Below are 22,282 nucleotides of genomic sequence, written 5' to 3'. Positions count from 1 at the left end.
CCTGTGGGAGCGGGTTTACCCGCGAAAGGGCCGGTACAGGCTCAAGAGGGATTCATAGGCAGCGTAAAGCGAATCCGACACCCCCCCAGCTCCGACACCTGCGCCTGCAACTGCCCTCCATGGGCCTGCACCACCGAGTTGCAGATCGCCAAGCCCATCCCCATGCCGCCGATCTTGGTGGTATGAAACGCATCGAACACTCGCTCGCGCTCATCCGCTGCAATCCCCGGTCCGTTGTCGTCCACGCAGATTTCCACCTCATTCCCGACCACCGCCGACGCAATCCGCAGCACCCCATCGCTGCGATACCCCGCCAGCGCCTCCAGGCCATTGGTAATCAGGTTGAACACCAACTGCTGCAACTGCACCGGGTCGGCCATCACGCTCACCCCCGCCTGCAAGCGCATCTGCACGTCCACCGGGCCCTTGGCGGCATCGGCCGATGTAAGGCGCACCACTTCGCGGATCAACTCGTCCAGCTTCACCACCTTGAGTTGCATCGGCGACTGTTTGGCCAGCGAGCGTAGCGCACGCACGATGTTGGCGGCCCGTTCGCTGTCGTTGCGGATGTCTTCCAGGCCGGCAATCGCCTCTTCCAGGTCGGGCTTGGCGCGTTTCAACCAGCGCAGGCTGGCAGCGGCGTTGGACGCTATGCCCAGCAGCGGCTGGCTGATCTCATGGGCGATGGACGCGGACAGCTCGTTCATCACCTGCAAGTGCGACGTGCGGGCCAATTCCGCGCGGGAGCGGCGCAACTCGGTCTCCATCTGGGCGCGGGTCTGGTTGTCTTCGGCCAGGCGTGTGTAGAACTTGGCGGTTTGCAGCGACACCGCCGCCTGTGAGGCGAGTATTTCCAGCATGGCCAGGCGCTGGCCGCCGAACAGGTTCGGCACCAGGCGGTTTTCCAGGTACACCAGGCCGATCAGCACGCCCTGGATCACCAGCGGCAGGCACAGCACCGAACGGGCCTTGCGCGCGTGCAACTGCTGGCGGAAGGCCTCGGGGCAGTCGCTCTGGGCATCGTTGAGCACCAGGGGCTTCTTGGTGCGCATGGTGGCGTTGATGATCGACAGCGGTGCCTGGGTCATGAACTTCTGGCAGTCGTCCATGCTCACGTGCAGCCCGGCGTCGTCGATGTAGGCGAGGGCAGCCATCTGGAATTCGGCACCGCTGACGATCAGCAGCGCACCGTGGTCGGCGCCGGAATGCTGGGTCAGGTGGCCCATCAGGGTTTCGATAAGGCCTTCGAGCAGCACTTCCTCGGACAGCGCCCGTGCTGCCTCGATGCCGGCTTCCAGGTCGAGCTTGGCCTGGTGGGTTGCGCGTTGGCTTTCCTGGATTGGCTGGGTGCGCAGGAACGGGTGCAACGCCTCCAGCTGGTGCACCTTGCCGGTCGCGCCCCAGATATGGAAACAGTCGCGGGCGATGCGCAGGTGCAGGTTGGCGCCGGAGATCAGGCCGCTGGGGATGCATACCTCGGCCAGCTGTTCGTGGGCCAGCGCCTGCTCGTGGATGAAACCGGCGGCGGTGGCGGCGATCTGTGCCTGGTCGAAGCAGCGGATGGCGGCCAGGCCGTCGCCTTCGAGCTTGGCGATCACGCCTTCGATCAGCAACAGCTTGTTGCGGAAGGTGGCCGGGTTGAAGCCGGCCCAGCGGCCGAAGCGCTCGCGAAGGGTGTGTAGTTCGCGCAGCTTGTCGGCAAGGCTGCCAATGGCCTCGGGGCTGCCCAGGGCCAGGCCGCGGAACAGGTGATAGTCGGCCAGGTTGATGTGCGCTGGTACCGCCCAGGTGTTGTCCCCGGCCAGTGCCAGGTTGCGCATGGCCTGCGGGATGTTACCCAGGTAGAAGTCGCCCATGCCGGCCATGAGGTATTGGAAGAATCGCGTGGTGGGCGATTTCGAGGCTGTGGCCGAGGCCGGGCAGGGCGTGCAGCTCAATTTGGCGACGAACGCTTGCTGGGCCTGCAGGATCTGCTCGATGTCGCGGTAACCGTAGTGACGCACGGTGGCCAGGCCTTGCGCCAGTTCCTCCACCACGTCCGGCAGGTAGCGGCCCATGAACAGCGAATCGGAAACCAGGTGGTTGCAGGCATAGCAGCTCATCGCCAGGTCGCCGCTCAGGCGCCCCGAGTCGACCGCATCCAGTGCGGTACGGCGGGCGAACTCCATGGGCGAGGTCCAGGCGCTGACCTGGTCCAGGGCCAGCAGCGCGCTGGTCAAGTCAGCGTCGAAACCGTGCCGCTCTATCAGCTTGAGCGCAGCCAGGCAGCAAGCGTGGCCATCATGGTAGGCGCCGAAGCGCTCGGCAATCATCACCCCGTACCAGGCCATGCCGTAGGTGCTGCCCGGGGCGACGCCGTGCAGCAGTGACAGCTCCATGAGCTTGGCCAGGTGCAGGAAGCAGATGTCGTCCTTTACGAAAAACGATGACGACAGGGTGGCCAGCAGACTGATGGCAACTGTCACTTCCTCCGAATCGGTGCGCTGCAGCGATTCCAGGCAGTGTCGGCCTTTCTGTTCGACCAAGGTCTGTACATGGGCATGACTGGCTTCGACCTGTTGCCAGTCGACACCTCGCACCGGGCTCATACCCAGCAAGTCCAGGCCGGAAATGGTGCTGTCGATGGCCGCCTGATAGTCGCCGCGCAAGGTGTACAGCAGCGCCTGCAGGCGGCATACCCGCGCCTGGTCCAACGCCGAGCGCGCGCGCAGGCGGCATTCAGTGATGCGGGCCTCGGCCGCGACCATTCGCGACAGTTGCATGTCGCACTCGGTGGCCATGCAGGCGATGGCAAAGCCATGCGTGGCGCGGCTTTCCAGCGTTGCGCCGCGTTGCAGCAACTGCTCGGCCGTGTGCAGGTAGCCAGCCGATTGTTCGAACGCGCCGCCATCGCGTGCGCGTGCTGCTGCCTCGCGTAAAAGCTGCAGAAAAGCTTCGCAGTCATCCGCTGCAAACCCGCATGGGCTGGCGCGTTGCAGCTGGTTGGCAAGCTCGAACAGTACCTCGTGCAGGCGCCCCGGCCAGGCCTGGCGCATGGCCTGGGCAATACGTGCATGCAGTTGGGCACGTGCGCGCGCTGGCGTGAGAGCGTACGCAGCTTCCATCACCCGTTCATGGGCGAAACCCAGGCCGTTCTGGCCCGGTTGCAGGAAACCCGCGCCAATCAAGGCTTTCAACGGCTCGCCGGGCGCTTGAGAGAGTACCTGGTGAAGCAGGCGTTCATCACAGCGGCTGCCAGCCGCACTGACCACCCGCAGCAGGTCGCGCTGCGGCTCGGGCAGGCGCACCAGGCGGTGGATCATCAGGTCGGCGACATTGTCGGAATAGCGGTGGCGGGCCACGGCCTGCAGGCACCATGACCAGCGCATGGTCTGGGTATCGAAGGTGAACAGCTGGTCCTCGACCATGGCCCGGAGGATCTGATTGATGAAGAACGGATTGCCCGCAGTCTTGTCGTGTACCAGTTCGGCCACCTGCAATGCGTCCTCGGGGCCGACGTGGTAGCGCTCGCCGATCAACTCGGTCACCGCGCTCACCGCCAGGGGCCGCAGGTTCAGCGTGGTGCTGCGCACCGCTGCGGGCAGGGCAAGGGGTGTACTGCTGGCTGGCGCATCACTGCGCCGGGCGAAGATCAGCAACAGGTTGCCGGGCGCGTGAGCCAGAAGTTGCGCCAGCAGTTGCTGGCTGGAGTCGTCGACCCAATGCATGTCATCGAAGAACAGCACCAGCGGCTGGTCGGGGCGGCTGAATACCTGCAGGAATTCGACGATCGCCCGCAACTCCTTCTGCAGCGCCAGACGCGTGGGCTTGGCCGGCAACTCGGGCAAGGGGCCGAGGATCAGTTGCAGGTCTGGTGCCAGCTTGCCGAGCAGCCGGCCGTGGCCTTTGATACGGCGCAGAATCTCGCAGCGCAAGGCGTCGAGGTCCTGGCTGTTCTTGGCCAGCAACTGGGTGGTCAGCGCGCCGAGAATTTCGACCCAGGGCGCGTAGGGCAAGGCCTGTGCAACGCCGTTGCACTTGCCGATGGCCCAGTAACCCTGGGCGTTGGCCCTGAGCGCTGCCTCGACCAGGCTCGACTTGCCCATGCCCGTAGCCCCGTTGATGAACAGGGCTTGTGGCTTGCTGTCACGGCGCTGTGCCTTGAGCAGCAGGGCGATGGCCATCTGTTCGGCACTGCGGCCATACAGGCGTGCGCGGTCGGGCGTCATCGGGTCGGCACAGCCTGGTTCGAAGGCCTCCATGGACTTGCTGGCGGCCCACTGTCGCTGGCAATAGGCCAAGTCCACCGCCAGGGCGCGAGCACTCTGGTAGCGGGCGTCCGGCTCTTTGGCCAAGGCCTTGGCCAGGATCCGGCTGAGAGGTTGCGGCACATTGCTGTCCACTTCGCAGGCCGCTCGTGGCTGCACGCCGGCATGCAGCTGGCGCCAGTGCTGGGTGTCGCGCCCGGCCAGAGGCAATTCGCCCAGCAGTAGCTGGTAAAGGATCGCGCCCAGGGCATAGATGTCGGTGCGTCGGTCGCTGCTGCTGCCGTGCGGGCAGACCTGTTCAGGCGCCAGGTAAGCCCAGTTGCCGAGCGGGGTGCCTTGTTCGCTGATCAGTTCCGCCGGGTCGGCGCGAAAGCAGCCCAGTCGCACTCGCTGGTCCGCGCGCAGGCACACATGTTCGGGCTGCAGCGCGCCGTGCAGCACATTGCGTTCGTGTGCCTGGGCCAAGGCAGTGGCTGCATTCACCGCAATCTCGAGAAACGGCGCCAGGGCGGCAGGGCCCTCTGCGATAAGGTCGGCGATGGAGCGGCCGGCCGGGTACACCAGCAGGGGGCCTTCGGCCGAGCGCACGAACGCCGAGGGGATCACCGCCCATTGCGGGTCGAGTTGCAGGCGGTAGTCGCGTTCCAGGCGCTGGCAGGCGGCGGGGACCTCGCGCGGGGCGCGCACGGCGATCCATGCCTGGTCGGTGGCTGGATCGCGAAGGCGGAAGTAACTGAGTTCACCTTCCTGGCCCAGCGCGTTGATGTCGCACCGGTTCAGCCAACCCTCGTCGACGGACTGGTCGTAATCGATGGGCCTGTGGGCAAGGCGTTCATCGAGCATAAGGCACCCCTGCTAGCGACATCCTGACGCACGAGTATACGCAGCGGACCCAGCAGGGATGCGGGCTGCAGGCTGCTTGGCAGGAAAGGGTACGCTGTTGTCCGTTATCGTCCCCTGGGGGCTGGCGGGCTTTTGTATAGTCCTCAGGCCAACCTATCCCTCGGGATAATTGTCTGAAGGCGTACCCTGGCCTAGGCTGCCCTGGGCTGGGAAACGCCCGTGCCCGCGCGAGGAAGCCATGATCCGAATAGGTAATGCCCAGGTGTCGCTGGAGCGGCGCGAAGCCTTTGTTGACGGTAAGCCTGTCCTGTTGGGGGGGCGGGCATTCGAAGTGCTGGCGACGCTGATCAAGGCCAAGGGGCGGGTGGTCGACAAGGACGAGCTGTTCAGCCAGGTGTGGGCCGGCACGGTAGTCGAGGACAACAACCTGCAGGTGCAGGTGTCCTTGCTGCGCAAGGCCTTTGGCGACCGGGGCCTGATCCAGACCGTGCCACGCCGGGGCTACCGCCTGGCCGCCGAGATCAGCCTCGAGTTGCCTGGCAAGGCGGCGGGCAAATCGCCGCTGTGCGCCGCGGCCGAACCTGTCGAGTTGTTCGATGAGCACTTGAACGTACCGGTGCTGGTGGTGGATGACGACCCGTCGGTGCGCACGGCGTTGGGCCGCCTGCTGCGCTCGCAGGACATTCCGCATCATTTGTTCGCCAGTGCCGAGGCGTTGTTCGAGGCCCGCCTGGAAACCCCCTATGCCTGCCTGTTGCTGGACATGCACCTGCCCGATACCAGCGGCCTGGAAGTCCAAGATGCGCTGCGCCGACTTGCGCTGCCCTGGCCGATCGTGTTCATGACCGGCTTCGGCACCATCCCGATGACCGTCCAGGCCATGCGTGCCGGGGCCGTGGAGTTCCTGACCAAACCGTTCGACGAAGACCAGCTGCTGACACTGCTGCAGGCGGTGCGCACGCGTGCCGTGGCCGAAGGGCGCAAGTGGCACCATGCGCGGCAGGTCCAGGAAAAGTACCAGCGCCTGACCCAGCGCGAGCGCCAGGTGTTCTCGCTGGTGGTCGGCGGCCTGTCGCACAAGCAGATCGCCAGGCAGATCGGCACCAGCGAGGTGACGACCAAGGTGCACAAGAAGAACATCATGAACAAGATGCAGTCCCGCTCGCTGCTTGAACTGGTGGCCATGCACAACGTTATCGGGGCGCAGCCTGAGGGCCTGGGCGGCGCATGAGCAGCACGGTGTGCATCGTTGACGACGATGCTTCGGTGCGCAAAAGCCTGGCCAACCTGCTGCGTTCGGCAGGTTTCGAGACCTTGTCTTTTGCTGCCGGGGACCTGTTCCTGGCCTCGGCACTGGCGCGGCAAGCGGGGTGTGTGCTGCTCGACCTGAGGATGCCCGGAATGAGCGGGCTGGCGGTGCAGCGCGAGCTGGCCAGGCTGGGGTGGCGGTTGCCGGTGATCTGCATGTCGGCGCACTGGGATGAAGGGGCGGTGCGGGCTGCGATGGCACTTGGGGCACTGGTCTGCCTGGGCAAGCCATTCTCTGAAGAGGTGCTGCTGAAGGTGGTTGAAGATGCTTTGCTGGGCAGCCAGTGAGGTATTCCTGCCCCGGCCCCTTCGCGGGCTTGCCCGCTCCTACAGGGACTGCACAGGCTTTGGGCCGATGTATTCGGTGTGGGAGCAACTGTCTTGCACTGCCTGTACTGGCCTGATCGCTGGCAAGCCAGGCTCCTACAGGGACTGCGCATGGTTTGAGGCCGATGCGGTCGGGGTGGGAGCTGGCTTGCCTGCGATGGGCTGCAAAGCAGCCCCGGCAATCTAACTGCTCCCCGGCCGGTACTGCAGGGCCTCGGCCAGATGCGCCCGGCCAATTGCCTGGTTACCTTCCAGATCCGCCAGCGTCCGCGCCACCTTCAGTAACCGGTGAGCCGCACGTGATGCCGCGCGCGAAAACCCTGGGGGACTTTCTGAGATAAATCTCAATTTTAATCGTTGCAGCAAATGCAAGAGAATTTGAAAAAAAGGCGACTCTCAGCCGCCTATCAATCGTACAGGTGGGCTATTTACTCAACCGCTCCGTTCCCCCTCATCTAATTCAATGCTGTTCTCGCAATGCTTGTGTTCAAAGCGGTCGAGCAATTTGCACAACATGCATCCCCATCGCTTCCCATTGCGAGCTGCCTTGGCGGCTCGCGAACTGATAGTCTCATCTTCATCACCGCCCAGCGCGGTATTGGCCAACTGGTCGAACGACACGGCCAGGCGCTGCGCTCGGGCACTGCCGAACACGACAGCTACCAGCAGACAGAGCCAAGCGAAGACCCCGGCCAAGCCGCACAAGATCGCTAGAGCCAGGCCTATTACACGTTTCACCATACGATGGCCTCCACGTCCTCAAAGGTTTGCGCCAGTTCCAGCAGATCCTCCAGCGCCTGCCGACGGCCAATGGCCGAGCCCGACAACTGCGCATAGGCCTCGGCCTTGAGGCGCACCCGCTCGACCAGCTCAACAATCGTCAGCCCTCGGGCCTCGGCAATGGCGGCCAGCAGTGGCGTTTCCGCCTGCGGATTGGCGGCCAGATCGGCGGCCTCCTTCACCTGCTGCGGCCAGCTTTGCAGCTCACCGGGTGGGTAACTGGCGGTTAGGGTCGACAACGCCCGCTCACAACCGGCATTCAGCTCGACCAGCTTGGCGGCCTTCGCCGCCTCCAGCTTATGTGCCTCGGCCGCCGGGTAATTCAGCTCGCCCAGGTACTCAGTGTCGGCCAGCGAACAGGCCGGAATCTCGTCCGGCTGACCGGGCAGAATCACCGCGACAAACAAGCCGTTTTCACGGTACGCCAGCGGCACCGACCAGACGCGCACCTTCGCATCGGCCTGAATCGCAGGCAGCACCACAGGCTGACCGTTCACAGTCAGGGTTCCATTTTCAATCTTCACAATGTGCTCTCCTCAGAGCAGACGGGCACCCGCGCGACGGGCTAGCCCATAGACATAACTCGGGTCGCAGGTTCCATCACACCTTCGCGAGGCGACCGCCAACGTCGGGGTTCGAGAACGACGCATCGAACATGATGCGCAGACAAAACAGACCGCCCCCTGATCCGACGATGCCATTGCCACCGTGGTACGCCACGGCGTCGGCGCCCTTCGCGAAAGTGTCGCCGTAACTGCCATTGCTGGCAGTCACATCAACGATGGCTGGTGCAAAGATGTCACTCAGGTCATAGTCAGTCCCTGCATCCTCAGCCATGGCCACGGGGTAAGAGCCGCTCGCGGGCGCGGTGCGGGTGGTGGTCAGGTACGACTTGTTGCCGTTGCGGTCCCAGACCTTGAACTTACTCGACGCATCGGTCTGCAGACCGTCGACCATCTGGTAGACGTTGCCCCACAGCCCGACGATGCCACGCCAGGTAGCTTGCGCGACCGTGGCACTGTCGACCGCCTGGACGGAGCCAGCACTGACGTTGCCCTGGCCGATCAGCGCTTGCGAATCGGCGCCGCCCATTTCGATCATCGCCAGCGTCTGAATCGCCGACAGCTGGTAGATCGACCACAGGGCAAAGCCGCTGACGCCCGCCGTATTGCGAGCTTCGGCGCGGGCCTTCATGGCCGCGAAGTTAATGCTGCCCAGTGGCGTCAGGCCAGCCTTGGAACCCATCTTGGTGCCGTCCGACGTACCCTGATACTTGCCAACCCAGAACTGCGCCAGATCTGCGCCGGCGTTTTTGAACGCTGGGTGCAAGGTGAATCCCGCCGCGGGCTGGTCGGAAATCCAGACCGCTTTCTTGCCAGAGTTGGCCCCCGAGACAATGGTGCCGCGCTTCACGTAGAAGGCCGGAATGCGGACCATGCTCTGGCCGTCAATCACCTGATCCTGAATCGCGCCGTAAGTGGCGTGCGAGCTAAAAAACGAAGCGTCCGTCACCTTGCTCGCGCCGTTTTCATCCACGCGGGACCAGGTGCCACCGCCGCCGCCGGTGGCGAGCATCGCAATGCCGATCACATTGGCAAAGGCTGCCTTGGTGGTGAACTTGCTTTCCGTCGACCACTCCGACCAACCCTTGGCTGCGCCCTGGTGGCGTACCTGCACGTAGTAGGTCAACTGCCCCGGCAACAGCTTGCCGGCCGGGACGACCGCCGTGAGCTTGTTTACCGCATCCGTGCCGCTGTCCCAGACCGGCGCGGCATACGTCCCATCCGCGCGGCGGATACGCCACTGGCTGGCCGCGTGGGTATCCGCTGCGCCCGATACCGTGAAGGCCGAACTGGCGAGCGTCGGCTGCTCGGGCACATCAAGCGCATTGGCCGCCGGACCGGTGATGGTCGGCGGCACGACATAGGCGAAGGACGCGGCCGTGGTGAAGCTGGCCACGGTCGAGTAATCCGACCACAACCCCGCCACGTCCTGTACCCGCGCCCGCCAGTAGTACACGGTATTGGCCAGCAACACACCGGCCGGCAGCGCGTAGGACAGGCCAGAGGCCAGCGTGCCCGAGTCGTGCAGTACCGTGGCGAATGCCGCTGCTGTCGCCAGCTGGAACTGTACGGCGGCCTGGGCGTTGCCGGATGGCGTGACGTAGCCCGCCAGCGCCAGGGTCGGGCGCTCCATGACGCCGGTTGCGGCGTTTGCCGGCGCGCTGATCACGGGCGCGGCGGGACGCAGGTCGGGGTTGATGAAGCCGCCCAGGCCGGTGGGCGAACCCAGCGCGACGAGGTGACGAATCGTCATTGGCTCGCCCTCGACATCCAGCCGCAGCCAGCCGTCGCCACGCATGGGCAGGATGTACTCATAATCCGCCATACCGGCCGGTATCGAGCCGCCTTGGCGGCGCAGCGACCAACCAATCTCTTTCCATGCCGGCTGGTAGCCGTCGCGGTAACGCAAACGGGCCAGGCCCGAGTTGAGGCTACGTCGGATGACAACCGCCCCGCCCTCCGCGTCGGTGCCGATGTTGATCGAGCGCGTCAGGTAGATGTCACCGGGCACCGCCTGGGCCACGCCCGCCGAGGGAATTGCCAGACTGGAGCGGCGCAGGGTCGCCGCAGCCCCCCAGGTGCGCGTCATGTTCTCCGTCAGGCGCACACGGGCGGTCGACAGCACGGACTGCACCTGGACCAATGCTGATACCGGCGCGGGTTGGCCCTGATCGTCCAGAACAGTGGTGTCGCTCAGCACGTAATACTCGCCGGCCTTGATCGACGCCGTACTGGCGAGGTCCAACGAGTCGTCACCGGTGATGCCCTGGACGACCGCCACCGGGGCGGTGTCGATCAGGGTATAACCCTCGGTGAACAGTTCAAACGACACCGAGTTGCCGCGATACAGCCAGTCCAGGCTGACAGCTTTCTGCACCGCCACTGAGCTGGTGGCCTCGACGTTGTTGAGGCGCTGAGCAAGCTGATCCGTCACTTGTTCAGCCGCCGCCTGGTTTTCGACAACAGCCTTATTAATAGCTACGTCGTTATCAAGCAATGCTTGGTGGATCGGATTCCAAGTGTCCGGGTGGGCAACACTGGACGTGGTCAGCGCCGGAACGCTGGGCGTAAATACGGGATTGGAGCTTGGAGTCAACGGCATGACGATGTTCCTCAGTATTCAAAATCAAGGTCGAGTTCGATTTCACTGGTGTCCTCGAACTCCTTCGGTTTCACGACGCGGCGCCCCATCAGCACGCCCGCTTCGGTGAACACGCCGAACTCCCGCAGGACGTTATTTGCGGCTAAAACGCCGCTCATGCTTCCCCTGACTGTCAGCACCGCGCCGTCCACGGTGTTGGTCACTGGAACGCGGGCGAACTCAGCCACCAAGGCAACGTCCTCATCCGGCGAATACGCCTTATCGCCCGACCCGAAGGCCATCCAGGCGGCTTTGGAAATGGCGGCACCAGTGGAGGCGCTCAATGCGACCTGGTGCCGGTAGGCCAACGTGGTGGGTGTTGCAGTCGGGTTACTCATAGCGACTCCTGTGTCGTGATGCCGTTGTGTTTGATGCGTAAGGTGGCGCTAAACCTGATGCCAGGGCCGCCCAGTTGGGCGCCCAGCAACCAGGTGCCGTCGAGACGGTGCAGGCCAATGCGGTTGAGCTGGGCATCGGCCAGGCTTCGACCTTCATCCATCGGCCAGCCCTGCAGCGTTTGGGTGTCGAGCTGCCACCTGCCATCGAGCGAGCGAAAACGCTCCCCCAGGACAACCAGCTCAGAAGCACGCGGAGCCCCCATGGTCATGGCCGCACGCAGCGATATCTTTTGGCGGGTAGAGATGTGGCCGTTGTCCAGGACGGCGCCAATCAGTGAATGGCCGTTGAGCTGCCGGCCGTCTAGCGACCAGCCACCATCGAGCAGCACGTCGACATAACCGCCACTGAGTTTCCAGCAGCCGTCTAACGTGCGCCGGGCTGCAGGCTGGAAACGCTTGCATTTGGTGTACTTGAGCCGCAGGCGAGCGGCCATCGACTTGAGGGTGATGCGCGAATCGAACTTGGCCTGCAGGGCGATGATGATGCCGACCAGCTCATCACGAGTCGGTGCGTACGCCTCGGCGACCTTCCGAATACGTTTTTGCTGTTCGCGTGACCAATCGCCCTCAGAGGCATTGAGACGGATCGCATACTGAGCCCAGTGGTTCAGGGCCATTCGCTTCATGACCTGGCCGTTGATACCCGTTTCGGGTGGCGTGAGGCTGACACTGCCATCGAGCAGCCAGGCACCATCTAGGGTCTTGCCCCCGGCAGCTATCCATTCAGCTTGGTACGCCTTCTGCTCGACCAGCTCCAGGACGGGATAGCCGATGGTGGCCAGCGCCTGCTTGACCGCCCAGGGCGTGCCTTTATAGCGGTGCAGCTCGATGGCAGTCTTGATCAGCGCTCGCCGATCATCATCGGATCGGGCTACCGGCCAAGTAGCCTCTTCCAGCATGGAGAACTGCTCGGCGAGGATCGGCAGCACCGAAGGCTGCACCAGGTCGACCAAGTAAACGAGCATGGCGTTGAGGTCGAGCCCCTGCATGTTCTCGTTGAGCAGCTCATTCAGCCAGACGAATCGTTCGTCACCGGCCAGTGCTGGTGGCAGCTGTTGATCAACCATCGGACATGCCTCCGTCGATAAGCTCGATGGAAGTACACACTGCCCATTCATTACTCAGCACCTCGCGTGGCACTGCCGGCATTTGGACATAAGCGCGGTATACACCTGCCACCTGGAGTGCTGCGATTAGCTGCTCAGGGATGATGTCCGCGCCCAGGCCGGCTCTGAGTCGACGAGCAAATGTCTCTGCCGCAACCTTCACTTGCGCCATCACCGTTTCGCGTACAGCTGTCTGGAAAAAGACGATGGTGGCCTTGATCGAGTAGTTCACCTCGACAGGTGCCCACGCATGCACGGTGTCGCACAGCGGACGAACTTTCTCGCCGCTGACATGTGTAAGCATGCGCTGAAGGAGGTCATCGTTCGGCAGGCCGCTAGTTGTCAGCGGGAACAGCGCAACATGGCCAGGCTCTTGTCCTTCTGCCGGCCCGTGGACTGCAACATCGATGATCGACTGATGCACAGACATCGCGTGATAGCGGTATGCGCCTCGACTGCCGGCATTCGAAAACGCCTCAGGAGCTAGAATAATGCGCTCACGGTAGCGGTCATCATCCTCGTCCTCGGCGCCGTCTGCGCTCACAGTAACGTTCGTAGCCATAAGATCAGCGGAGAGCGCAGGATCAGAAATGGCACTGATCTGACCAACCGCCCAGCCGTTACCGACGGTCCCAACTGTACTGCAGCTGGCAGTGACATTGATCTGGGTCTGCCCGGCCGCAATTACGACATCCTCATCGGTCAGAAACGCGACCTTGCTGTCTTGTGTCGCCACACGCGACCCTGCGGGAATCAGTCGTGACTGAGTTGCAGCGACCTTGAGCGTAAAGCGCAGCAGACAGCGACCTGGAACAGCGAGCAAGCGAGGGGTGGCCACCAGTTCGCCCAGGTAGTCCAGGATTGCGCCAGTTGCGAACCTGACGAGCAACTGCTCGCCGGCATTCTGGATCGACATCTGCAGGCCGGTCGTGGCGTATGCAATCTGATCGATGAATAGGCGCTCGATCTGCGCTGGGTACAGAGTTTTCCCCGACTTGGCCTCATACCGGGCAATGAGATCGGCTTCCGTCGCCGCTGGATCGACAACAACAAATACTGGCTTAGGCAGCTCGCGCATACGAGACCTCCGTCAGTTGCGGCACACCGTCGGCGACTCGCCAGGTGACCTTGAGACGTACCTGGGCACCTTCAATGGTGGGAGTGACTTCTACGACATCAACCCGAGGCTCCCAGATGCGGATTGCATCCACGGCTTCACGCACCAGGTGCGGCACGACTCGATTTACGGGCCAGTCGATGTACTGGTTAACGTCGCTACCAAAGGTCGGGCGATGCGGATCGCTACCCTTTGGCGTGGTGAGGATGATGCGAATCGCCTGGTCAATATCGCGCAGGCCTTCGACAACCGCACCGGCAGTGCCAAGTGCTGGCTGCCAGTGGACGGCGGTGATATTGGAGAGTGAGATGGGCGTTGTCATGCGCCCATATTGGGCGCGCGACAACGTGGTTGGCTTTTAATCGGGTTTAAAGAGGATCAATGCTTGTGGTTGTTCGAGTTGCCACCCTTATCCATGATCGTCCCTCCAGCATCGATGTTGCCCGAGACTGCAACATTGCCGCCGACGATCAAGTCACCCGTCATGGTCACCTCCGGGATATCCAGCACTGCAGCAGGAGCCTTCACAGAGACGGGCTCACCGCTCTCAACGCTCAAGTTCTTGGCGCACTTCAGTGTGGTTGCACCGACGCAGTCCAAGGCCATCACATGGGTTTTTCGGTCATAGGTGATGGTCGTCCCATCACTGAACCGAACAAAGTCTGTGTCCTTATCAATGACGGGCGGCGGCTCGGCAGTTGAATAGACACCACCGAGATACACTCCACCGACGCCATCGCCATCGAGCAGCACAGCCACTTGCTCTCCCAGCTCGGGCATCAGTGGTCGACGCATCGTGCCCTGAGTGTTCCGCTGCGGGACGCTCAGCCAGTAGCTCTCGACTCCATCCCGACTATCCAGACGGACGCGTATACGGCATCCGGGATAGTCGAGAGCGCTTACCTCACCGTACTCCAGCTCGATGCTCATTGAGGCCCCTTAGGCCAGGGCCTCGCCCTGGGCAAAACCGTAGTTAGCCAGCGCGAGGTCGGGCTGGGTGTTTTCGAATGACAGCTTGATCGATGGCGCGGCGACCCGACACACGCTCAGTTCAACCGTGTAACCGCCGTCACGGGCAATACGATGGGTGGCCGACAGAATCAGATAGTTGCCACTCAATTTACCCGCCCCGACCAGAGCGACGACGTTACCGCTCACCAGGCCAGGTTGTCCCCGCATGGACCAGCTGCCAGTTGTGCGTTCCCGATTAGATTTGGCCAAGTCGGCTTTCGCCTTGGCTTTGGCCTCCTGTTCTGACGCTGCCCGCTTGCGCTGCTTCTTGGTGTCGGCGCTTGTGGTTTTGCCGCTGCCACTACTCGGTACCGCGACGGTCTCGCCATTCTTTATGTCATAGGAAATCAATTTCTTCTGGGCTGGCTCCTTGTGTTTCACAGTTACCGCTTGGGGCACGGTACGGATCTGATCACGCAAACGAACATTGCTCAGGTCCTTCAGCGTCAGCCTCGCAATTGGCGCGCCTTTCGCCAACTCGCTGATCGCGTGAAATACAAGGCGTGAGCCGGTCACCTTGAAGGCGTAGTCATACTCTTCGGCCAGGTTGCGCAAGAACTCCAAATCGGACTCCTGCTGTGTCAGGCGATCCAGTTTGATTGGCTCGATGCTACCGATGAGCGTCAACCCCTGGCGTTTGGCGATCTCCTGAGCCACTGCCGCGAGAGTCGTGTTTTCGTATGCCTTATGTTCTGTGGTTCGTAGCGCGGTATTGATGCCGGTTGCAAGCGCTCGAATGGCCACGGTGGTGGGCGCAGAGCTGAAATCCACCTCATCGATCTCAAGGCGGCTCAACTGGCGCAGCGGCTTGCCCGCCCATCCAAGCGAAAGAGCGAGCGCGTCACCGTGACCTGGATACCACGCGTCCAGCCACTTGCTCTCGGCGTCCTCCAGTTCAACATCCAGCGAGTCGGCCTGGCCAGTCAGGTTGTCTGCATATGAGATGGACGTCAGGTGCTGGCTGACATCGTGTGTGATGTTGCGCTGCTGGTAAGTCAGAACAAATCGCGCCTCCGGAACCTGGTCTGGCACTAACGCATCCATGGCGGCAAGTCCTCCGTCGATACAACAGGTTCAAGTGCAGGGATGGCGAGCTTTAAGCCTGCCGACAGGGCTCGGGTGATCGGTACATGTGGGTTGGCTTCAACGATAGGGTGGTACCTGTGGGCATCGCCATAGTATCGATACGCCAACTGGTCCCACCGCTCGCCCTCCACCGTGATGTGGGTCAGAAACATTACGCTCTCCTGGTAATGACTTGCGCAGCCAAGCCAGACAAGCGAGTTGAGGCACCATTGAACTTGTCGTAGGCCTGCGAGATGTAACGGCCGGAGTTTTCGAAGCGATCTACTACGTTATCCAGGTCAAGTGGGTTGAGGCTCGACTTGGCATTGGTGATATCGCTAAACATCTGCTGCCCCAACTGCACCAGGTCGTTGCCATCGCTGAGCAAGCTCGCCGTCTCCGAAAACCCTTTGATTGGACCCAGTACCCGCTCGGTTACGCCGACCAGCTGCGGTGCTCGGGCAAGCAGCATTGCTGGACTTGTGTTCCTCACCGCATCGTAAATCTCTTTCGCCGATCCAATCATTGTCCCGGCCTGGCGCGCATAGCCAAGCGCTTTTTGAGCTGCGGTCAGCACTGGGGCAAGCTTCGATACCAACGTTGGGGAGAGCTTGGCCATCGCAGTTGTTGCGGTGGCAGGATCGATCAGACCAGGCCGAGGAACCTTCGGCGTAAATGGCCCGGCATACTCTTTCAAGCTGATCTGAACATCAGTGGCGTAGGTACGCCCATCGGCCGATGTGCGTCTCAGCGTATTGTTGATGTCGACGACAACGAAGTTGCCGACGTACTTACCGCTTCCGAGAACAAACGCCAACGGATCATGCTTGCTCTTCGCTTCCCGCAGAGTACGCAGTTGCGTCTCGGGGTCGCCGAGCCACGGATGCAACGCCATGGTGAACGTCAGTTCATCAAGGCCTTCCCCGACCCATTCAAGCAACGGCTTGCCCTGGATCAGGTTGTGCTCAGCCCAATTGGCTGAGCCGCGCTGCTCCAAACCGGTAAATCCGCCGGCAACTTCGAACTCTATTTTTCCGAGAACAGCGAACATTACTTACGCCCTCCATAACTGCGGCGCTCCTGGTCGTGCTGAAAGCGCTCCATAAATCGAGCAAATTCCGCGTAACTCATCTGCAGTGCTTGTCCTACTTGTGCCTGCGCACCTGGTGGTACAACGATACTTGGCGAATAATGGACGACCATCCCCGCACCTGAACCTGCCTGGGCGGCGCCTGGATCTGTATTGCCCATTCTGCTGGCCATCGATATGGCTTCCGGGCTCGGCGGTAAACGCTCTGCAGGCAACGCAGTTGCCGATAACGACGGGACCTTCGGAGCGGCAAGATCTACGGCAGTTTGTCCGGCCATACCGAGCGCGGCTTGGCGAACCAGGTCGGCTTCGGAAGCAATGCCGATTGCCGCCCCCTCACTGATGTTCGCGCCGTATCCCATGAACACCCGACTCGGTGACTGGATACCGAGGGTCTCGGTAAACCAACCTTTGATCGACGTGCCGATGGCCAGAACCGACTCTTTCGCTGAGTCGAGCTTGTTGCCGATACCAGTGACCAGGCCGCTGATGATGTTGCCGCCAAACTCGCTGAACTTACCCGGCAGCTCAATCCCGAAATAGTTCATCACGCCCGCGAAGGCCCGATAAAACAGGCCAACTGGTGAGAAGTTGAGGATGAGCCCAGCGATCCCCAGCAGACCACCGTTGAAACCCGCTTTGATCTCAGCCCACAGTCCGCTGAAGAACCCCTTGATAGGCTCCCAATAGCGATAGATCAGATAGGCGCTCAAGGCGATGGCCGTAACAGCCAGGCCGATGGGGTTCATCAGCAATGCACGCCCCAGCCAGAGCACAGCCTGGCCTGCGAGTTTGAGGCCGAATAGCAGAGTTCCGCCGAGCACCTTGCCCAACATCAGGCCACCACGCGCCGCCATCATCAGTGGTGCACCGAACGCGGTAGCGATCCCGCGAGCGAATAGGCCGCTGTATTTCAGTACGGTGAGTGCGCCGCCACCGACAGCTTTCAAACCCGTGATGACCGGTGCGAACTTGCCCATCTGCCACATGGCACGAAGCAGGGTCCACTTGGACGACAGCGAAGTGATGGTGGTCCTCAGACCGACCAGTGGCGACATAACCAGGTTGGCACCGTAGGCCAGGCCAATAAAAGCCAACTTACCCGCCAACAAGCCGCCGACCAGACCAATGACGGACTTCACCAGGACGGGGTTTTCACCGGCCCACGTTGCGAACCCCTGGACCAATGGAATTGCTGCCTGGGTGACCTCAACAAGGGCTGGCAACAGAACGCTGCCGACCGTGATTCCAAGCTCGGACAAGTTGATGGTCAGCGCCTTGAGCTGTTCCTTCGGGCTCTCCATACGTTTCGCCCAGTCAGCATCGCCAACGCCCTTGTCGGCGTCTGCAATGCTGGTTTGTTGAATCCTGCTTAGATCCTCGCGGTTGGCCAACATGGGTCGGACAGCGGAAAGCACCTGCATATCAGCGAAGAGCTCGCCCAACTTATAGGCTTCGTTCAAACGCTTCAGAGCAGTCTCTCGCTCAGCATCATCCTTGATAGCCATGGCTTTCTGGAACTCGCCGGCTGCTTTTGGCCCCTTACTGCCAACGTACTGGGTAATCACCTCAAGCATAGCCTGGACTGGCGTAAGGCCTTTGCCAACCAGGTTTGTCATTGCGTCTTGGAGATTAATGCCAGCACCCTCAAATGACTTAAGAGTGTCCTTTGCAGTCAGTTTCGAAAGGAAGTTTTTGAAATTGTTGGCAGCCTCATCATTAGTCCCAGCACCACGCCGGGCGATTTGGAGAGAGGCGCCAATTTCTGCCACAGCACGCTCGCCAGTGATCCCTAAAGCGGCAAACTGAGGCGTCAACTGGGGCAACCATTTGGCCATGTCGGCCAATTCAAACTGACCGTTCTTTCCCGCCGAGGCGAGCATATTCATGGAACGCTCAAATCCAGCCGCGCCAATGCCGAGGTTATCGTTCAGAGCAATGGCGACTGAACCAAGATCATCCATGCTGGCACGTGTGGCCGTTGCAAACTTGGCCATGAGAGGCGCATAGGCCTCCAATTCCTTGACGTTTGAAACACCCCCTGCAATCAGCACCTGGGCGCCAGCGGCAACCTCCAACTGGGTCTGGTTCCACTTCAACGCCGAGCCTCGAAGGACCTCTCCCAGTCGCAGCTCTTCAGCGGCATCGAAGCCACCCGTGATGGCGATGTCGTTGGTCCGGTCCTTGAAGTCGATGGCTGTGCGTGCGGCGAGTGCGACTGGAGCGCCCAGGGCGGCGCCAGTACCCGCTGTCTCCATAAACTGGCCACGCAGCTCTCCACGCGCAGCCTTGAGTGTTTCACCGCGTGCGATGCTGGCATTCAGGCGCTCTTGCTTGGCCTTCAGTTGATCGATGGTACGACCGACCTGGTCGTACTGCAGGCGCATGCGACCAATGCCAGTGCCACCCCGCGCCAGCGCAGCAGAAAGCTCAGTGCCAAGCTGTTTGTGTTTAGACGTGAGGCCGTCGGTAGCCCGGCCAAGCTGTTGCACCGTGGATTTCGCTGAACCGAAGGCGGCATGCAGGCTGCCCGATACGACGCCGCCGATCTTCAATCCAACCAGGACTTCGTTCGCCATAGGTTATTTGCTACGCTGCAGTCATGTTTGAAATCATCGCCACTCGCACTGCTCGCACCCTCTATGCACTGGTCATGGCCAGTGGGGTACTTGCGCTCGCCTGGCTGTGCCTGGCAAACCTCTCGTTCTGGGTTGCGATTGTGGCTTTCTGTGTGGGCCTGCCGTTGTTGGCCCTGGTGGCCACCCCTGTGGCAGCGGGTGGCGCTTTGGTGCTGGGGATAGCGGCGGGACTGGTAGCTATCGTTGTTTCAGCTGCTCGGCAGCTTCGATCCGACGATTGATCTCGCGCTCACACACCTCGCACCATCGCCAGTACTCCTCTATTTCCAGCCTGGCTATTTCACTCGGCTGCATCCTCAGCACCAGGAGCAGCGCTTCGTCCCAGCTCCTGAGAACCGTCTCCGCCGCTAGCCAACTCCCGAAACACCGCAGACACGGTTTTCGAGTCAGCGATGTCGAGTTCACCCAGGTCCTCCAAGGTGAGGCCAGTCATCTTTGCAACCAGGTAGTCTTCAAGCCCGGCTTCGTCCGCTGCCTGCCGCTGGCCTGCGGCGATGTCCTTGCGCTTGGGCCGGCGAATTGGCAGTTTGTCCAGGAATACACCGGCTGCCGTGGTGAAGGGGAATTTGAGAGGAATGTGGATGGCTTCAGCCATGTTCGTTGCTCCAGATTGCTTGGTGGGAATGAGCCCTAAGCATCGCGTCTGGGTGGCAGGTTTGGCTTTTAATCCGGTTTAAAGATGCTGAGGAGGCGGATATGGATGATGAAGTGACATGGGAACGCGAGGGGGTGACCTACTCGGCCAGTTACGTCGTGGTGGGGGATGAGCTGATCGTGTATTTGCCGGATGGTTCGCAGAGAGAAACCACGCTGAATGGGATGTACCCGGAATCTACTGCAAGGAATCACCTGCGGGGCTATGTCAACGCACTGTTCCGCAAGTCCGAATAAAGGAAGCCCCGCAAATGCGGGGCTTCTGTTTCCATGCAGGGGCATCCGTGCCCCAGTCCTTCCGGCTATGCCTGCCCGATGTTCTTGCGGTAATCCGCCAATTGGTCTTTACCATCGACCTTGAAGATGTTGGACAGGTAGTCCAGCAACAGGATCTCGCGGCCGTCCAGGAGCTGGCGCACATAGATCGCCGAGAATGGCGTCTCGAACTTCGCGGCATCGCGGGGTTTGAAAGTGCCCAGTCCATACTCCGTAGGCATGATGGTCAGGAAGGTGACCAGCGGAATCTCCTTGACCAGGCCACCGTTGTTGAACACCTGAACGTTGCTACGGCATTGCAGTTGGACGGTCTTGAACGGACTGGCCAGCTTGGTGCCGGCCTCGGCATACAAGCTGTTCCAGGTGATCTTGCCTTCCAATTTGTCGATGCCATCCGGTAGCGCAATCAGGCCAACCATGCCCAGCCCCTGGAAGTCGCTGGTAACAGCCTTGACGCTGCCGAGATCGATCTCTTCGGCACGTGCGAAAAACTCCTGGCCGTCGAGGTAGATGTTGGCATTGGTGATGCGGTGTGCGGCGAAGCCAGCCATTACTCGTCACTCCCCAGGTTGACCAGGTATTCCCCGGTGATCTCGGTCTCGAAGGTGCCGCGTTCCATTGGAGGGGGCACAGTCAGCTTGTAGCTGAAAAGTAAGTGCCCTTGCTCCAGCTCGGTTTGCGGGTTGCGCGCTGGGTCGTACCAACACTCGAAGCCCAACAGTGCTCGATCACCAATCAACTTGCGCCCGAACTGGTTCACGCTCTCGGTGATGGTGTCGATCAGCGAGTCACTGACAGGCATGTCAACGAACTGCAGCGAGCTGTAACGGATCGACTCGTCGATGACATCCTTGGTACGGCGCACGTTCTCGAAGTTGCGCATGTGGGTGACGGACGGCCAGGCCGCCGTGCGGTTACCCCACAAACGCAGACCGGTCCCGAAGGAATTGAACACGGTGGTGATGCCGTTCTCGTTGAGGAGATTGACCTCACTGTTGGAGTCATCCACGCGAGCCGTCAGCGAACGCTCCAGACCGATCACGCCAATCAGCTCTTGGTTGGAACTGGACCACCAGTACCCCTTATCCAGATCCACCTTCGCACGCAGGCCAGCAGCGCGAATCGACAATGGTTGCAAACGCTCGCCGTCGATAGCGGCGTCGTACACCTTCACATGGGGATAACACAGGCGCACGCGATCGCTGCTGGTGTTGAAGTTGATGGTGCCGGCTGGGCCGCGTCCGGCGTTTGCCTGAGCCGGCGTGGTACCAATGGGCGCATCGATGTAGGCGATGCCACCCATCTGCTCTGCGCTGGCGATCAGCTCAACGCTGACAGAGTTAAGGGTCGAGAACCCCGGAGCGATGAACAGTTTCGGGAAGAAACCAAACAGGTTGTAGCTGTCTGGGAAGGCCTTCAGCCCAGAGCGCAGGCCGGCCAGGCTAACCGAGCCAATAATCTCTGCAGCTGTCACCAGGCTGGGATCTGCGTAGGTGTAGTCGGCCTTGATCGCCGCTCCTGCAGGGATGCCGCCAGTTGCGACACGGATGACGAGACCGGTGACCATATCCACGGTGTAATCGGTGCCGACGACGTAGGCGTCACCCTGGCCGCTGGGCTTCAGGGTGAGTGATTGCAGGGCACCATTGCCAAGCTGCAGACGATCATTGATGCCGAAGGTGCGTTCTTGGCTGGCAACACTGGACTTATGGACCGCAGGGTCCAGGACGTTGATGACCAGGACGGTGCCAGCGCCGAACGCATGGATACCCGCGAGCGCCTCGGGAATGCTGTAGCCCTGGGCCGTGAGTCGCTCAGGACCGAACTGAGCGTCGTCAGGTTCGGTTTGGCACAGGGTCAGGGTGTTTACCGCGCCGATGGGCGCCGTACCGACCAATGCGATCACCGCACTTTTGACGACGCTGATCGCACGTGGTCCACGCTCGACTTCCAGGGTCTCTATACCGTGGAGGTAATTAGCGGCCATTATTTGCCTCCTTTTTTCTGGACGCTAGCCTGTTCAGCGGGCGCGGGCTCCAGGTGTTTCAGCTCCAGAAGCACACGCGTGTATTCGTGCTCGGCCGGCAGATTAACCGGCCTGCCTGGATTCAGATGAACCTCCAGCTCTTTGTTATCGACCCGCAAGGTCGACGAGCTGCGCGGCCCCTTATAGATGTATGTGGTGAGATTCACAGGGTGTCCTCTAATTGAGTTTTG

Annotated in this window: 21 protein-coding genes and 1 pseudogene; 4 read left to right on the top strand and 18 right to left on the bottom strand. The window is 61.5% G+C overall.

Annotated features, from left to right (window positions below):
* Positions 1-41 precede the first annotated feature (41 nt).
* Entirely contained in the window at positions 42-5,090 is a 5,049-nt protein-coding gene (locus KDB76_RS28020) for an ATP-binding sensor histidine kinase (protein WP_024087898.1), read from the bottom strand.
* A 238-nt stretch (positions 5,091-5,328) separates the two neighbouring features.
* On the opposite strand from KDB76_RS28020, the gene KDB76_RS28015 reads away from it, so the two are divergent.
* Both KDB76_RS28015 and KDB76_RS28010 read left to right on the top strand, forming a co-directional pair.
* The gene (locus tag KDB76_RS28015) at positions 5,329-6,321 is read left to right on the top strand and encodes a response regulator (protein WP_013974754.1); all 993 of its coding nucleotides are present in this window, start codon (positions 5,329-5,331) and stop codon (positions 6,319-6,321) included.
* Entirely contained in the window at positions 6,318-6,686 is a 369-nt protein-coding gene (locus KDB76_RS28010; protein WP_023662911.1) for a response regulator, read from the top strand. The genes KDB76_RS28015 and KDB76_RS28010 overlap by 4 nt, the downstream gene beginning before the upstream one ends.
* 222 nt (positions 6,687-6,908) lie before the next feature.
* Here KDB76_RS28010 and KDB76_RS28005 read toward each other — a convergent pair.
* From KDB76_RS28005 to KDB76_RS27945, 13 genes and pseudogenes are all read right to left on the bottom strand, one after another.
* A pseudogene (locus KDB76_RS28005) lies at positions 6,909-7,025 on the bottom strand (hypothetical protein); the annotation flags it as partial.
* 132 nt (positions 7,026-7,157) lie between these two features.
* Positions 7,158-7,466, bottom strand: coding sequence for a hypothetical protein (locus tag KDB76_RS28000; protein ID WP_038410292.1), 309 nt, complete (start codon positions 7,464-7,466; stop codon positions 7,158-7,160).
* Positions 7,460-8,029: a hypothetical protein gene (locus KDB76_RS27995; protein WP_049870838.1), complete on the bottom strand. Its 570-nt coding sequence runs from the start codon at positions 8,027-8,029 to the stop codon at positions 7,460-7,462. Before KDB76_RS27995 ends, KDB76_RS28000 begins: the two co-directional genes overlap by 7 nt.
* Positions 8,030-8,105: 76 nt before the next feature.
* Positions 8,106-10,670: a hypothetical protein gene (locus tag KDB76_RS27990; protein ID WP_144241796.1), complete on the bottom strand. Its 2,565-nt coding sequence runs from the start codon at positions 10,668-10,670 to the stop codon at positions 8,106-8,108.
* Between the two features lie 11 nt (positions 10,671-10,681).
* Positions 10,682-11,047: a hypothetical protein gene (locus tag KDB76_RS27985; RefSeq protein WP_038410290.1), complete on the bottom strand. Its 366-nt coding sequence runs from the start codon at positions 11,045-11,047 to the stop codon at positions 10,682-10,684.
* Positions 11,044-12,174, bottom strand: a complete 1,131-nt coding sequence (locus KDB76_RS27980) for a phage tail protein (protein ID WP_049870837.1) — start codon at positions 12,172-12,174, stop codon at positions 11,044-11,046. The genes KDB76_RS27985 and KDB76_RS27980 overlap by 4 nt, the downstream gene beginning before the upstream one ends.
* Positions 12,167-13,291 (bottom strand): baseplate J/gp47 family protein, encoded by a 1,125-nt coding sequence (locus KDB76_RS27975; RefSeq protein ID WP_038410289.1) that lies wholly within the window; start codon positions 13,289-13,291, stop codon positions 12,167-12,169. The genes KDB76_RS27980 and KDB76_RS27975 overlap by 8 nt, the downstream gene beginning before the upstream one ends.
* Positions 13,275-13,652, bottom strand: a complete 378-nt coding sequence (locus tag KDB76_RS27970) for a GPW/gp25 family protein (RefSeq protein WP_080708197.1) — start codon at positions 13,650-13,652, stop codon at positions 13,275-13,277. The genes KDB76_RS27975 and KDB76_RS27970 overlap by 17 nt, the downstream gene beginning before the upstream one ends.
* A gap of 56 nt (positions 13,653-13,708) precedes the next feature.
* Positions 13,709-14,260 (bottom strand): phage baseplate assembly protein V, encoded by a 552-nt coding sequence (locus KDB76_RS27965; RefSeq protein WP_038410287.1) that lies wholly within the window; start codon positions 14,258-14,260, stop codon positions 13,709-13,711.
* A 9-nt stretch (positions 14,261-14,269) separates the two neighbouring features.
* Positions 14,270-15,385, bottom strand: coding sequence for a contractile injection system protein, VgrG/Pvc8 family (locus KDB76_RS27960; protein ID WP_038410286.1), 1,116 nt, complete (start codon positions 15,383-15,385; stop codon positions 14,270-14,272).
* Positions 15,373-15,579 carry a tail protein X gene (locus tag KDB76_RS27955; RefSeq protein ID WP_038410285.1) on the bottom strand — a complete coding sequence of 69 codons (207 nt, stop codon included), beginning with the start codon at positions 15,577-15,579 and terminating at the stop codon, positions 15,373-15,375. Before KDB76_RS27955 ends, KDB76_RS27960 begins: the two co-directional genes overlap by 13 nt.
* Positions 15,579-16,457 (bottom strand): phage tail protein, encoded by an 879-nt coding sequence (locus KDB76_RS27950; RefSeq protein ID WP_038410284.1) that lies wholly within the window; start codon positions 16,455-16,457, stop codon positions 15,579-15,581. Before KDB76_RS27950 ends, KDB76_RS27955 begins: the two co-directional genes overlap by 1 nt.
* Positions 16,457-19,075, bottom strand: a complete 2,619-nt coding sequence (locus KDB76_RS27945) for a phage tail tape measure protein (RefSeq protein WP_038410283.1) — start codon at positions 19,073-19,075, stop codon at positions 16,457-16,459. Before KDB76_RS27945 ends, KDB76_RS27950 begins: the two co-directional genes overlap by 1 nt.
* Before the next feature lie 23 nt (positions 19,076-19,098).
* On the opposite strand from KDB76_RS27945, the gene KDB76_RS27940 reads away from it, so the two are divergent.
* A complete protein-coding gene (locus KDB76_RS27940; RefSeq protein WP_038410282.1) occupies positions 19,099-19,356 on the top strand; it encodes a hypothetical protein in 258 nt (85 codons plus the stop codon).
* Between the two features lie 59 nt (positions 19,357-19,415).
* Here KDB76_RS27940 and KDB76_RS27935 read toward each other — a convergent pair whose 3' ends face one another.
* A complete protein-coding gene (locus KDB76_RS27935) occupies positions 19,416-19,730 on the bottom strand; it encodes a phage tail assembly protein (RefSeq protein ID WP_038410281.1) in 315 nt (104 codons plus the stop codon).
* A 101-nt stretch (positions 19,731-19,831) separates the two neighbouring features.
* Between KDB76_RS27935 and KDB76_RS27930 the strand changes: the two genes are divergently transcribed.
* Positions 19,832-20,026, top strand: coding sequence for a hypothetical protein (locus tag KDB76_RS27930; RefSeq protein WP_038410280.1), 195 nt, complete (start codon positions 19,832-19,834; stop codon positions 20,024-20,026).
* A gap of 65 nt (positions 20,027-20,091) precedes the next feature.
* Here the strand turns inward: KDB76_RS27930 and KDB76_RS27925 are convergent, their stop codons facing one another.
* Genes KDB76_RS27925 through KDB76_RS27915 form a run of 3 tightly spaced genes read right to left on the bottom strand, consistent with a single transcriptional unit; the run spans position 20,092 to position 22,258 of the window.
* Complete coding sequence (locus tag KDB76_RS27925) at positions 20,092-20,616, bottom strand: phage major tail tube protein (RefSeq protein ID WP_038410279.1); 525 nt, start codon at positions 20,614-20,616, stop codon at positions 20,092-20,094.
* Positions 20,616-22,052, bottom strand: coding sequence for a phage tail sheath subtilisin-like domain-containing protein (locus tag KDB76_RS27920; protein ID WP_038410278.1), 1,437 nt, complete (start codon positions 22,050-22,052; stop codon positions 20,616-20,618). Before KDB76_RS27920 ends, KDB76_RS27925 begins: the two co-directional genes overlap by 1 nt.
* The gene (locus KDB76_RS27915) at positions 22,052-22,258 is read right to left on the bottom strand and encodes a hypothetical protein (RefSeq protein ID WP_038410277.1); all 207 of its coding nucleotides are present in this window, start codon (positions 22,256-22,258) and stop codon (positions 22,052-22,054) included. The genes KDB76_RS27920 and KDB76_RS27915 overlap by 1 nt, the downstream gene beginning before the upstream one ends.
* Between the last annotated feature and the right edge of the window lie 24 nt (positions 22,259-22,282).

This window comes from Pseudomonas sp. JS425 (genome assembly GCF_018223845.1).
In the GTDB taxonomy this organism is placed as follows: Bacteria; Pseudomonadota; Gammaproteobacteria; order Pseudomonadales; family Pseudomonadaceae; genus Aquipseudomonas; species Aquipseudomonas asiatica.
The sequence above is the reverse complement of the archived record's forward strand: the minus strand, read 5'-3'. Positions and strand labels throughout refer to the sequence as shown.